Here is a 13,604-nt window from a genome sequence, read left to right as displayed (position 1 = left end):
GCCCTGGCGGTTGCGTCAGGGTCTGACCTGTCAGGGTGTTCCCTTATTGGAAGCTTTTCGGCGAATATGCCCGTTTTCCCGTCTATACAACCGGGATGGCAGCCGGTAAGGGGCTGTCTTTACCCTTGGATGATCCGCTGATCGCAATTCCGCACAGCGCCTATCACCTGGCCGATACAAAGAACCACCACCGTGAAACAAACCATTGCAGATGCGCTAGCGCGCAAGGGCTATGATACATTGACCCAAGTTCAGCGAGCCGTCACCCAGCCCGAACTGGAAGGGCGCGACATGTTGGTTTCGGCCCAGACCGGATCAGGGAAGACCATTGGGTTTGGTCTGGCGATAGCACACAGGGTGCTGGGCGATGAAGAAACGCTCGGCAAACCCGAAGCGCCGTTGGCGCTGGTTGTCGCACCGACCCGCGAGCTGGCACTTCAGGTGAAACGGGAACTTGGTTGGTTGTATTCCGGAGCGGGAGCGTTTCTGGCCTCGTGCGTTGGGGGCATGGACATTCGGGATGAACGTCGCGCGTTGGCCCGAGGCGCCCATATCGTTGTGGCCACTCCGGGACGACTTCGCGATCATATCAATCGAGGGTCAATCGATCTGACAGCTATCCGAGCGGTTGTCCTGGACGAAGCGGACGAAATGCTGGATCTGGGGTTCCGCGAGGATCTTGAGTTCATCCTTGATGAAACACCCGCAGATCGTCAGACCTTGTTGTTTTCTGCCACTGTGCCACGCGCAATTGCCAATCTGGCCAAGCGGTATCAGCGCGAGGCGGTACGTGTGAGCACGGTCGGCGAACAGACCCAGCACGCGGATATCGAGTATCGGGCCATGACGGTGGCGCCGCGTGATGGTGAAAACGCGATAATCAATGTGCTGCGATATTACGAGGCCCCCAATGCCATCGTTTTCTGCAACACCCGAGCAATGGTTTCGCGCCTGACCACTCGCCTGTCGAACCGGGGGTTTTCTGTCGTGGCCCTGTCCGGTGAGCTGACCCAGAGCGAACGATCCAACGCGTTGCAGGCCATGCGTGATGGACGGGCCCGGGTCTGTGTCGCAACCGATGTTGCGGCCCGCGGCATCGATCTGCCCAACCTTGATCTGGTGGTCCATGCCGAACTGCCCAACAGCCATGAAACACTGCTGCACCGGTCTGGCCGCACAGGTCGCGCCGGGCGCAAGGGCGTCAGCGCCCTGATCGTCGCGCCATCATCGCGAAAAAAGGCAGAGCGCATTCTGAAATTTGCCAAGCTGACAGCAGAATGGGGATCGGCCCCGTCTGCCGACGAGGTGAACGAGCGTGATCAGGTTCGGATGCTGGCATCAGAGGACTGGCAGGTAGAGATTACGGAAAGCGAACGGCCGTCTGTTGAAAAACTGATTGCTCGCTTCACGCCCGAACAAATCGCGGCCGCTTACCTCAGGCAATACAAACTGCGCCATTCCGCCCCGGAAGAGCTGTCGGCGGTCGATCAGACCACCCCAAGACCACGGGCATCCTTTGGGCCCGGCGTCTGGTTTTCATTGTCCGAAGGGCGCAATCAGAATGCGTCCCCCCGTCATATGCTGCCGATGATCTGCAAGGCGGGCGATCTGACAAAAGACGACATCGGTGCCATTCGGATTGCCGAGGACGTAACTTATTTCGAAATCAGTGAAGCCAGTGTCGACCGCTTTCTGACCGCCATTGGTCCAGAGATGAAAATCGAAGAAACCAAAGACCTTGTGCGGTTGGATAAAGCACCGGACCTGTCGTCAACCGGTCGGTCCGGTCTCAAAAGTAAGTTCAAAGGCAGACCTACAGGACACAAAAAGGAAAACTCTCCGGCTGAGCGAAAAGCCCACCGCCGCCAATCCAAGCCCGAGGCTCAGCTTGCCCAGACCGTGCCCGCGACCGAAACCCGCCGAGCGTCGGATGACGACGCAAAAAGCCAGTTCAGGGCTTCGGGCGCAAAACCTAAAAAGCGCAAGCCCGACAGCGTCGAGCAAAAGAGGGGTCGTTCCAAACAAGCCGGAGACGCGCCGAAAGGTCCGCCGCCACCGAAGGGCAAGCCAAACAGCAAGAAGAATCGTGCACGCGCGGCGGCCGTCAAATCCGCCAAGGGTGGCAACGCAGTTCCAAAACGTCGCAAACCCGGACCCAAGGGCAGTTGATTTCCGCCACGGACAAGGTTTGTCCTCTGGCCATTGGCAAGTGACCAGGTGCTGTTGATTTCGGTCCTGGCATACACATGTGCTTAACAGTTGCGTGATTTTTAGGGGTTGGAGCAAACTAAGCTTTGCTCTTCTTGCCATCTCAACCGAATACTGTGGTACAGGACATTCTTTTCGGGGTTTTCATGCGGTTCAGTGTCGGCATTGCTGTATCTATGCTGGTCGCCGTATCCATCGGCGTGTCGACCTTTGTTGTTCATTCGCTGTGGTGGACGACCGCGCGTGACAACAGCCGTATGCTTGCCGCTGAGATCAACAGCCAGATTGCAAACGCGGTCCGTATCGAAGTCGGGGCAACCCTCAGATCCGCCGAAGCCGCATGGTCGGCGGTGCGCACGATTTTTGTACAGAATGTCATCGCAACACGGCAGGCCGATAAACGAGAGTTCGTGTTTCTGTCTCAGTTGCAGGCGCAGCCGAATATTTCCTGGATTTTCTTCGGTTGGCCGGACGGCAATTTTTTCGCGTCGCATCGGTTGGGCGACAGCGGGCTTGAGATGATCGAGATCGACAAGGCCATCCGCGACCGGAACCTGCGAACCGATCGATACATTTTTGTTCCCGGGGATATTCAGTTCGAAGAAAGGACCTTTGTTCCGACCTCTTATGATCCTCGCGATCATGCCTGGTTCAACAATTTCATGTCCCTGGACACGATGGGATGGATCGAAGCGCGCGATCTTCCGGGCAGTGACAAGACTGTATACGCATTTGCGGGGCCGATCGATGTCAACCGGGCACGGCAGGGTGTCCTTGCGGTCGCAATAGAAACCGACCGTTTGTCACGCTTTCTGGCGACGCTTGAGCCCGGCGAATTTGGAGCTGCCTTTATTCTGGATGCTGATGGCAAAGTAATTGCCGTTCCCGACGCAAAAGCGGACGAAGTTACACCGGCGCGCATGGGCGAGGGTGAACTGTACGAGGTTGCCAAGATCTCGGGGGAAAAACTGTTGGGCGATCCGGATGGCAAGACAGCGGGCAGTTCGACGAAGCGCGTGGTGATCGACGGCGTCCCCTATGCGGTGGCCCTGACACCTTTGGGTTTTTACGGGTGGCGCGTCGCTACGGTCATTCCGGAGGCGGCGTTTTTGTCGGGTATCAATGCAACCTTGATAGACCTGATCTATATCCTGATCGGGGTTGTGATCGTCTCAACCGCTCTGGCGATCTGGTTGATCCGTCGAATTGTAGCCAATCCTTTGGCGCGCATTGCCGAGGATCTGAGCAAGATCGAACGCTTCGACGTCGAACGCATTCCACGCCGGCCTTCAAACCTTTCCGAGCTTGCCAATCTGTCTGCGGCAACGGCCAGCATGGCAGCAGGATTGTCCGCGTTCAGAAAATACGTGCCGACCGATCTTGTGAAAATGCTGGTCGCTGAAGGCATCAAAACGCAGCCCGGTGGCGACATGAAGCAGATATCCGTATTGTTTTGCGATGTGACCGGATTCACCGGGTTGTCGGAAAAACTCGGCCCCAAAATCATCCAGTTGATGGAGCCCTTTTTCTCTGCGGCCGCAGCTGCCGTCGCGCGCCATGACGGGACGATCGACAAATTCATGGGTGACGCGGTCATGGCGATCTGGGGGGCACCGCGCAAGGATGCTCTCCGTGCCGAAAATGCCTGCCGCGCGGCGCTGGATCTTGTCGCGACCGTGGAAGATGCGGGCATCAAAGACGAGGCCGGAAATTCCCTGCGTGTCAGGATCGGGTTGAACAGCGGTGAAGCACTGGTTGGCAACATTGGGTCAGAGCAGCGGTTGAACTACACGGCGATCGGTGACGTCGTGAATGTGGCCAGCCGATTGGAAGGGGCCAACAAGGAGTATGGTACGCGCATTCTGATCGGTCCCGAGACCCGGCACGAAGCCGCCGATGCAATTGTCGTCCGAGAGCTGGACACGCTCGCGGTCTTTGGCCGGACCGAGGAGCTGGTGGTCTATGAGCTGATTGCGATGGCCGACGGTTTTGAAGGATCCCTTGATTGGATCGAGACCTACGAACAAGGTCTTGCGCATTATCGTTCCGGCCGGTTCGAGCAGGCGATAGCTGCGTTTGAGGCCGCGGACAAAACGCGGGGCGGGGACCCTGTGTCCGTCGCCATGAAGCTGCGCGCAAACAAGCTTTTGACCAACCCTCCCTCGGGGGATTGGCGCGCGGTTACGCATACGAACAAGACGTGAGAGTGCAGGCAATGAGCGCATGCTAACAGCACCCATTAACAGAAAGGTCTGAGTGCCCGGGAGAGGGTTTCGGGTCGTCGTATCGATTTCGCAGCGAAGATGAGAATGAGATCCGGAAATCAGGGTGCAACGGTAGAAAGACTCCTCAAAGATTTCGGCAGAAAGACACTGTTGACATTAGATATTGTATTTTGGATACATTAGGCAGAGGGATCGCGACGACCTGTGCTGTCACTGAATGCTCTGGCGACAAAGAGCCATGCGATTGTCTTTCAAAGTCCTTTTCTGGGAGAAAATCATGAACCTCAAACTTCTGGCCGCAACCACTGCGATCGCCCTGACGGGCGCCGTGGCGCAGGCAAATACACTTGTATATTGTTCCGAAGGATCGCCTGAAGGGTTCGATCCTGCGCTGTACACCGCGGGGACGACCTTTGATGCGTCTTCACATCCGATCTACAATCGGTTGCTTGAATTTGAAACGGGCACGACCAATGTGGTCCCCGGCCTGGCCGAAAGTGTCGAGGCCAGCGATGATGGTCTGGAATACACTTTCAAGCTGCGCCAGGGCGTCAAGTTCCACTCGAATGACGCGTTCACGCCGACCCGCGATTTCAACGCGGATGACGTGATTTTCTCCTTCATGCGTCAGAAAGACGAAAACCACCCTTATCATCAAGTGTCAGGCGGAACCTGGGAATATTTCCAGGGTATGGGGATGCCTGATCTGGTCGAGTCCATCGAAAAGATCGACGACTACACGGTGAAATTTACCCTGTCCAAGCCCGAAGCACCGTTTGTCGCCAATATGGCGATGGACTTTGCCTCAATCGTGTCGGCGGAATACGCTGCGGCAATGATGGAAGCCGGTACGCCGGAAAAACTGAATACGGCACCCATCGGCACCGGACCTTTCTCGTTCGTGGCATATCAAAAAGACGCGGTGATCCGTTACGCGGCCAATGATGCGTATTGGAACGACCCGGCGCAGGTCGAAAACCTGATCTTTGCCATCACGCCGGATGCGTCTGTGCGCTATCAAAAGCTGAAAGCAGGCGAATGTCATGTGATGCCCTATCCGAACCCTGCCGACATTCAGGCAATGAAGGATGATCCGGACATCAACATGCTGGAACAAGAGGGCCTGAACGTTGGTTATCTGGCCTACAACACCACCATGGCGCCATTCGACAATCCGAAGGTGCGCAAAGCGCTGAACATGGCGATCGACAAGCAGGCGATCATCGACGTGGTCTTCCAGGGCTCGGGCCAGGTGGCCAAGAACCCGATCCCGCCTACCATGTGGGGCTACAACGACGCCATCGTGGACGATCCCTATGATCCCGAAGCGGCCAAGGCGATGCTTGAGGCCGAAGGTGTTTCGGACCTGTCGATGAAAATCTGGGCCATGCCCGTCCAGCGCCCCTACAACCCCAATGCCCGTCGCATGGCCGAATTGATCCAGGCGGATTTCGCCAAGATCGGTGTGGGCGTCGAAATCGTCTCGTACGAATGGGGTGAATACCTGTCCCGCTCGAAAGAACTGAACCGGGACGGTGCCGTTCTGCTGGGCTGGACCGGGGACAATGGCGACCCGGACAACTTCCTGGCGGTTTTGCTGGGCTGTGACGGGGTCGAAGCATCCAACCGGGCGCAATGGTGCCATCAGCCATTCGAAGACCTGATCCTGAAGGCCAAGCAAAGCACGGATCAGGCCGAGCGGACCAAACTGTATGAAGAAGCGCAGGTTGTGTTCAAAGAGCAGGCTCCGTGGGCAACCATCGCGCATTCGGTCGTTTACATGCCCATGAGCAACAAGGTGCAAGGCTATAAGGTGCACCCTCTGGGCGGTCACATCTTCTATGGTGTGAGCGTCGAATAAACCACCACTCACAAACCGGAGCCACCTGATTGGTGGCTCCGGCTTTCTTATTGAGGAGGTCGGGCAGAATGCCGGATTTGTCCGAATACCGCCAATTGGCAATGGATATGTCAGTGGACGCAGTGGCCCTGGTGCCGGGTCCAAATTTCACCCGCGCATTGGGCAAATCCTTCATGAGCCACGAGCGCCCTTTTGTCGTGGTGATTCCGGCCCTGGGTGATCCGGCGGCGATCGTGCCCAATCTGGAACTCGCCTCATGGGATCTAGTTGGATTTGAGGGTGCCGTATTCGACTGGCGCGATCAGACCGGCTATGACCGCGCATTTTCCGCGCTGGCAGCGCATCGTCCGATCAGATCGTTGGCCGTCGAAGGTCAGGTGATGCGGTTTTTCGTGTCAGACGCGTTTACCCGCGCAATTCCGGATCTGCTGATTGTGGACGGCGAGCGCGAAATCTCAGGCCTTCGCATCATCAAAACCGAAGAAGACATCGCCGCGCTGCAAGCGGCCATCGATATTTCGGAACGCGCGTTGGAGCGTGTGATTGCAGGTGTTCGTGCAGGTCAGACCGAAAAACAGATCGAGCAGGCGCTGATACAGGCGCTTTTTGCGGAAGGCGCCGAGTCGTTGGCCTTTTCCCCCATCGTGGCTGCGGGGGACAACTCGGCACGACCGCACGGAAAGGCGCGCGCCGACTACCGGATCAAAGCAGGCGATACCTTGCTGTTCGACTTTGGCGCTCGAAAACATGGTTTTGCGGCCGACATCACGCGAACTTTTTTCGTTCAGGACGTCCCGGACGAAGGCCGGGATGTCTACGACACGGTTTTGCGCGCCAACAAAGCCGGGTTCGAAGCCTGCCGCCCCGGCGTGACAGCGCATGACATCGACGACGCCGTCACAGGCGTGCTTGAGGCCTCGCCCTTTGCCGATCGTATCCGGACCAAGACAGGTCACGGTCTGGGCCGGGATGTGCATGAGGCGCCGTATATCATGCGCGGCAACAGCCAGAAAATCCTGCCGGGCATGGTCTGGACCAACGAACCCGGTCTGTATGCATTGGACAAGTTCGGCGTTCGCATAGAAGATGACGTTCTCGTCACCGGGGATGGCTGTCGGTCACTGACCCGCTTTCCCAAAGAACTTACAATCATAGGTCGCTGATGCTTGGCTATTTCCTTACCCGTCTTGGCCTGTTTGTTCCGACATTTCTGGGCGTGACGTTGATTTCGTTCATGTTCATCCGGGTGCTGCCCGGCGATCCGATCATCGTGATGGCCGGGGAACGCGGCATGACGGAAGAACGTTATCAGGAAATGGTCGAAAAGCTGGGTTTCGACAAGCCGGTGTTGCAGCAGTATTGGGATTACCTCACCGGAGTGCTTCAGGGTGATCTGGGCGAAAGCTTTGTCACAAGGAAACCCGTATGGGATGAGTTCTTTTCGCTGTTCCCCGCAACGCTGGAGTTGTCCCTGTGCGCCATGATCTTTGCCGTTGCGCTGGGTCTGCCCGCAGGTGTGATCGCGGCGGTGAACCGAGGGAAGTTCTTTGACCGGGCGCTGATGTCCTCGGCGCTGGTCGGGTACTCGATGCCCATCTTCTGGTGGGCGCTGCTGTTGATCATCATATTCTCGGGCAATCTGGGCTGGACGCCGGTCTCGGGCCGCATCGACCTGTTGTATTATTTTCCCAGCGTCACGGGCTTTATGCTGATCGACAGCCTCTTGTCGGGTCAGGAAGGAGCATTCGGATCAGCCGTGCGCCATCTGATCCTGCCGACGATTGTGCTGGGAACGATTCCGCTGGCGGTTATCGCACGCCAGACCCGGTCGGCGATGCTGGAAGTTCTGGGCGAAGATTACATCCGCACCGCGCGCGCCAAGGGTTTGTCACCTTCGCGGATCAATGGATTGCACGCGCTGCGAAACGCTTTGATTCCGGTTGTTACGGTGATCGGCCTGTCGGTGGGCACGTTGCTGGCGGGGGCCATCCTGACCGAAACCATCTTCAGTTGGCCGGGCATAGGAAAGTGGATGGTCGACAGCATCTTTCGCCGTGACTACCCGGTTGTTCAGGGCGGATTGCTGATGATCGCGGTGATCGTGATGCTGGTGAACCTGCTGGTCGATGTCCTTTATGGCATCATCAACCCCAAAATTCGGAGGCGGTGATGGCCGAACTATCTTCAACCCCGCCCAGAACGGAAGACCGCCCCAGCGCCCTGCGAGAGTTCTGGTACTACTTCAGCGAAAACCGCGGCGCTGTCATCGGGCTTTGGGTTTTTGCAGCCTTTGTGTTTTGTGCAGCTTTTGCGCCCCTTCTGGCCCCCTATGACCCAACCGAACAGTTCCGCGATCATATCCTGCAACCGCCTGCTTGGCAGGAGGGCGGAAGCTGGGCTTTCCCGTTGGGTACCGATCCGCTGGGTCGGGACATGCTGTCGCGCCTGATCATGGGCTCGCGCTATTCCTTCTTTGTCGGAATCGTCGTCGTCTGTGTGGCCGTATCGGGTGGCGTGATGATTGGCCTGCTGTCGGGCTTTGCCCCCAAATGGGTCGATACGCTGATCATGCGGGTGATGGATATCGTTCTGGCCTTTCCGTCGCTGCTGTTGGCACTGGTGCTGGTGGCCATCCTTGGCCCGTCGCTGACCAACGCGATGATTGCCATCGCCATCGTTTTCCAACCCCACTATGTGCGCCTGACCCGCGCGTCGGTTCTGGCGGAACGTCAGAAGGATTATGTCACGTCGGCGCGCGTGGCAGGCGCTGGCAGGTCACGGTTGATGTTCATCACCGTGCTGCCCAATTGTCTGGCTCCGATCATCGTCCAGGCGGCGTTGTCCTTTTCGACAGCAATTCTGGATGCAGCTGCCTTGGGCTTTCTGGGCATGGGCGCTCAGCCGCCCACCCCGGAATGGGGTACCATGCTGGCCGAAGCGCGCGAATTCATACTGCGCGCCTGGTGGGTGGTCACCTTCCCCGGTCTGGCGATTCTTGTCACCGTTCTTGCCATCAACCTGATGGGTGATGGCCTACGTGATGCGCTTGACCCGAAACTGAAACGGAGCTGATCGCATGAGCCTTTTGCAGATCCGCAACCTGACTGTTGAATTCGCCACGGCCTCGGGCAAGTTCCGCGCCGTGGACGGTGTCGATCTGTCGGTCGACAGGGGCGAGCTGATGGCCATCGTCGGCGAAAGCGGCTCGGGCAAGTCGGTGTCGATGCTGGCGCTGATGGGGTTGTTGCCCTGGACCGCGACGATCACCGCTGACGAGATGCGTTTTGAGGGGCTGGATCTGGCCGGTCTTTCGGCCCGCGATCGCCGCAAGATCATCGGCAAGGACATGGCGATGATCTTTCAGGAGCCGATGTCGTCGCTGAACCCCTGTTTCACGGTGGGATTTCAGATCAAAGAGGCTCTGCGTATCCATCTAGGTTTGAACCGCAAGGACCGCCACCAGCGCGCGATTGAGCTGTTCGACCAGGTCGGCATCCCGGCCCCGGAAAGCCGTCTGACCACCTTTCCACATCAGATGTCAGGGGGCATGAACCAGCGCGTCATGATCGCGATGGCCATCGCCTGCAAGCCCAAGCTGCTGATTGCGGACGAACCGACCACTGCGCTGGATGTCACCATTCAGGCACAGATACTCGACCTGCTGGTTCGGTTGCGGGACGAGCACGATATGGGCCTTGTGCTGATCACTCATGACATGGGGGTGGTGGCCGAAACCGCCGAACGGGTTCAGGTGCAATATGCCGGACAAAAAGTCGAAGAGCAGCCCGTGCGTGATTTGTTCCGCACGCCGCGTCATCCCTATACATCGGCCCTGCTGAGCGCCTTGCCCGAGCGCGCGACCTCCAAGATCCTCCCGACGATTCCCGGCGTTGTGCCGGGTCAATTCGATCGCCCCGCAGGGTGCTTGTTCAGCCCCCGATGCCGGTTTGCTGATGCAACTTGCGCTGAAATACCGCCGACCCCCCATGCCGACGCCTTCGGCAAGGCGCGTTGTCACCACGTAGAAAAAATTGCGGCCGGAGAATTGGCATGACCGACCCCATCGTTCAGGCGAAAGATCTGACCCGGTTTTACACGGTGAAGGGCGGGTTGCTGTCCAAGTCAGCGACGGTAAAGGCCCTTTCTGGGGTGGATTTCGAACTGAAACCGGGAAAGACTCTGGCCATCGTCGGAGAGTCCGGCTGTGGCAAGTCAACATTGGCGCGATTGGTCACGATGATTGAAGAGCCGACGTCGGGCAGGCTGACGATTGATGGTGTCGACATTACCCCGTCGCGGTGGAGCAAGATGCGGGAAACGGTGCAAATCGTGTTCCAGGATCCGTATGGATCGCTGAATCCACGTCAACGCATCGGCCAGATCTTGCAGGAACCGCTGATCATCAATCGTCCGGACATGTCCGCCGCAGACCGCGAGACACAAGCGCGCGACATGATCGAGATGGTGGGATTACGCCCCGAGCATTATGATCGCTATCCACATATGTTCTCTGGCGGGCAGCGTCAGCGTATCGCCATTGCACGCGCGCTCATGTTGAATCCCAGGGTCCTGGTTCTGGATGAGCCGGTTTCGGCACTCGACGTCTCGATCCAGTCGCAGATCCTGAACCTGCTTGTGGATTTGCAGGAACGGCTTGACCTCGCCTATCTGTTCATTTCGCATGATCTTTCCGTGGTTCGGCATTTTGCCGACGACGTGATCGTGATGTATCTGGGGCGCGCTGTTGAAAAGGCGCCCAAAGAACAGCTGTTCGCCGCGCCGCGCCACCCCTATTCCAAGGCGTTGCTGTCCACGACGCCCCGAGCCGACCCCATGGCCCAAAAAGAACGGATCAAGCTTGAGGGCGAACTGCCGTCGCCAATGAATATTCCAAAAGGTTGCGCCTTTGCGCAAAGATGTTGGCTGGCAACCGATCAGTGCAGGGCAACATTGCCTGAACTGGCCGGAGAAACGCATCAGGTCGCGTGTCTGTACCCCTTGTAATGCAAGTAGGTTTTTGCGTTGGTGTGAGACGGTGGCAAACAGGGCGGCCTCAAGAAAAGCGACGTTGACTTCTTGTCGGAGAACCTCCGTGCCCAGGCGCTGGCAGGAACGGCGCGCCGACGTGGGCGACCATGCCACATGTTTGTGTCGCTATCGTCGAGACCGCCATCTTCGAACCCGTACGTAAGACAGGACCGTCTATTTCCCCAAGTGCGGCCCGAGCGGCCATATCCCTTGGGCGGCTTGGGCCTGATGACTTCGATGCACGGACGCGCGTGATAAGAATACTCCGCCCCTCTTCCGGACGGGTCTTGCCCGGAGAAGGGAGGCATGTGCCAGACTGAATGCAGGGGCTACTCTGCCACTTCCGCCGAGGGTTCGTGTTTTTTGAATTGCTGATCGAACAGGTTGCGGAAGGCTCCGTTCTTTTTCATCAACTCGTCCAGATTGCCCTGTTCCACGATCGAGCCATCCTGAACAACGATAATCTTATCCGCTTCCAGAACAGTTGAAAGTCGGTGCGCAATGACGACGACGGTCACATCCTTTGTCAGGGTGTCCAGAGCTTTTTTGACAAGCGATTCCGATTCAGCGTCCAGCGCGCTTGTGGCCTCGTCCAAAAGCAGGATCTCGGAATTTCTCAGTATTGCGCGTGCGATCGCAATTCGCTGTTTCTGACCACCTGACAGGAAGGTTCCGTTTTCGCCGACTTGCGTTTCGTACCCTTCCGGCAGGTCCATGATGAACTCGTGCGCATGTGCGGCTTTGGCCGCGGCAATGACCTCTTCCTCGGTTGCGTCAGGGGCCGAGCAGCGCAGATTGTCCATGATCGACGTCGAAAACAGAAACGTATCCTGACCGACATAAGAGATTTTTTTTCGCAGGGACGCAAAGCTGACCTCGCGCAGATCTTGGCCATCAATCTCGACGCTGCCCTCATCGGGATCGTAGAACCGCATGATCAGCCCGAATATCGTAGATTTGCCACCGCCGGACTGACCGACGAGCGCGGTGGTCTTGCCGGCCTCGAACGTGACGTTCATGTCTTCGATCACAGGTACGGCACCTTGATAGCCGAAAGTCACATCGCGCAACGTGATCTGGCCGGGGCCTTCGATCAGGTCATGGGCTTCGGGGCTTTCCACCATCGTGTCGTCCTGATCCAGCAGGCCAAACAACATGCTGATACCTACCATGCTGGTTTCGATCTGAACGCGCATTTTCGACAGCCGCTTGGCAGGTTCATAGGCCATCAGCAACGCTGTGATAAAGGACATCAGCTGGCCCGCACTGGGTTGTTCCGTACCCGCGATTCCCATCGTGCTGACCAAAAGCACACCCGCCACGGCGAGGCCGGCCAGAAACTCCATGAGAGGACTGGCAATGGACTGCAACTTGGCGATATCGTTCGACCGCTGTTCAACTTTCCGGATGGCGGTGTCCATGCGGTTGATCATCCGGTCTTCGAGGGAGAAAACCTTGATGACTTTGATCCCTGCCGAGGTCTCTTGCAGCACCCGAATGATTTCCGCCAGCGACTTGAATTCGGCCTGCATGATCGTGCGTACGCTCTTCAGCAGATAGCGAACACCCAACAGGGCAATCGGACCCACGACAAAGAACAAGACGGACAGAACGGGCTGCTGATACACCATGACCGCAACCAGCCCGACCAGAGTCAGGGCGTCGCGGACAAACCCGGTGACCAGCACATCGATCAGGCTTCTGGCCGCCTGCGCGCCATGGGTTGTACGCATCAGAAGGTCCGACGATTCATTGGTCGAAAAGAACGCGACCCCATGTCTGAGCAGTTTTCGGTAAACCTTGTCCTGCTGTTCCGCCACGATCCGATTGCCTGCGCGGGCGAGGTAGATAGCCTGAATATAGGATGCGACCGCCTTGACCAGAAACAGAAGGACAACCCCCAGCGCAATGACATGTGCCCAACCCTGCAAATCGGGGCTGGTCATGGCATCGACAATGTATTCCATCATATATGCGGAGCCGGCCGTGGTGACCGCCACGGCAATCATTGCCAGAACCGCAATACCATACAGTTTGCCTTGCGCGTAAAAGCTATCACCTACAAGGCGGCCCATATAGCCTGATCGCCATTTGTTCCAGGCGCGCTTTATCATTGCGTTCTCCAAATCGTGAAACTGTGCGCACGCTCAGTTAACCTATATTTTGTCGGGCCTAAAGGACAGATGCCAAGCTGCGGCAGAGCGGCCCATCCCGACTGTCTGAGCTGTACGCCCGCTAAATAATGGCTGGTTGACGATCGGACAAGAGTTGGAAGGCGCAAG

9 protein-coding genes are annotated in these 13,604 nt (G+C 57.5%); 8 read left to right on the top strand and 1 reads right to left on the bottom strand.

Annotated elements, in window-relative coordinates; translation table 11 throughout:
• Positions 1-192: 192 nt before the first annotated feature.
• The 8 genes from I9184_RS15620 to I9184_RS15585 all read left to right on the top strand — a co-directional run bounded on the left by I9184_RS15620 (position 193) and on the right by I9184_RS15585 (position 11,298).
• On the top strand, positions 193-2,169 hold the full coding sequence (locus I9184_RS15620) for a DEAD/DEAH box helicase (RefSeq protein WP_209835094.1): 1,977 nt from the start codon (positions 193-195) through the stop codon (positions 2,167-2,169).
• A 185-nt stretch (positions 2,170-2,354) separates the two neighbouring features.
• The gene (locus I9184_RS15615; protein WP_245218158.1) at positions 2,355-4,412 is read left to right on the top strand and encodes an adenylate/guanylate cyclase domain-containing protein; all 2,058 of its coding nucleotides are present in this window, start codon (positions 2,355-2,357) and stop codon (positions 4,410-4,412) included.
• Positions 4,413-4,710: 298 nt separating this feature from the next.
• On the top strand, positions 4,711-6,294 hold the full coding sequence (locus I9184_RS15610; protein WP_171724609.1) for an ABC transporter substrate-binding protein: 1,584 nt from the start codon (positions 4,711-4,713) through the stop codon (positions 6,292-6,294).
• 68 nt (positions 6,295-6,362) lie between these two features.
• Positions 6,363-7,457, top strand: a complete 1,095-nt coding sequence (locus I9184_RS15605; RefSeq protein ID WP_209835093.1) for a Xaa-Pro peptidase family protein — start codon at positions 6,363-6,365, stop codon at positions 7,455-7,457.
• Entirely contained in the window at positions 7,457-8,464 is a 1,008-nt protein-coding gene (locus I9184_RS15600) for an ABC transporter permease subunit (protein ID WP_171724607.1), read from the top strand. Before I9184_RS15605 ends, I9184_RS15600 begins: the two co-directional genes overlap by 1 nt.
• On the top strand, positions 8,464-9,366 hold the full coding sequence (locus I9184_RS15595; RefSeq protein ID WP_152460560.1) for an ABC transporter permease subunit: 903 nt from the start codon (positions 8,464-8,466) through the stop codon (positions 9,364-9,366). The genes I9184_RS15600 and I9184_RS15595 overlap by 1 nt, the downstream gene beginning before the upstream one ends.
• Before the next feature lie 4 nt (positions 9,367-9,370).
• The gene (locus I9184_RS15590) at positions 9,371-10,348 is read left to right on the top strand and encodes an ABC transporter ATP-binding protein (protein ID WP_171636484.1); all 978 of its coding nucleotides are present in this window, start codon (positions 9,371-9,373) and stop codon (positions 10,346-10,348) included.
• On the top strand, positions 10,345-11,298 hold the full coding sequence (locus I9184_RS15585) for a dipeptide ABC transporter ATP-binding protein (protein ID WP_209835092.1): 954 nt from the start codon (positions 10,345-10,347) through the stop codon (positions 11,296-11,298). The genes I9184_RS15590 and I9184_RS15585 overlap by 4 nt, the downstream gene beginning before the upstream one ends.
• Positions 11,299-11,651: 353 nt before the next feature.
• Here the strand turns inward: I9184_RS15585 and I9184_RS15580 are convergent, their stop codons facing one another.
• The gene (locus I9184_RS15580; protein WP_209835091.1) at positions 11,652-13,436 is read right to left on the bottom strand and encodes an ABC transporter ATP-binding protein; all 1,785 of its coding nucleotides are present in this window, start codon (positions 13,434-13,436) and stop codon (positions 11,652-11,654) included.
• Between the last annotated feature and the right edge of the window lie 168 nt (positions 13,437-13,604).

Source organism: Ruegeria sp. HKCCE3926, from assembly GCF_017872515.1.
Lineage (GTDB): Bacteria > Pseudomonadota > Alphaproteobacteria > Rhodobacterales > Rhodobacteraceae > Ruegeria.
This window is presented reverse-complemented; position numbering and strand designations above follow the sequence as displayed.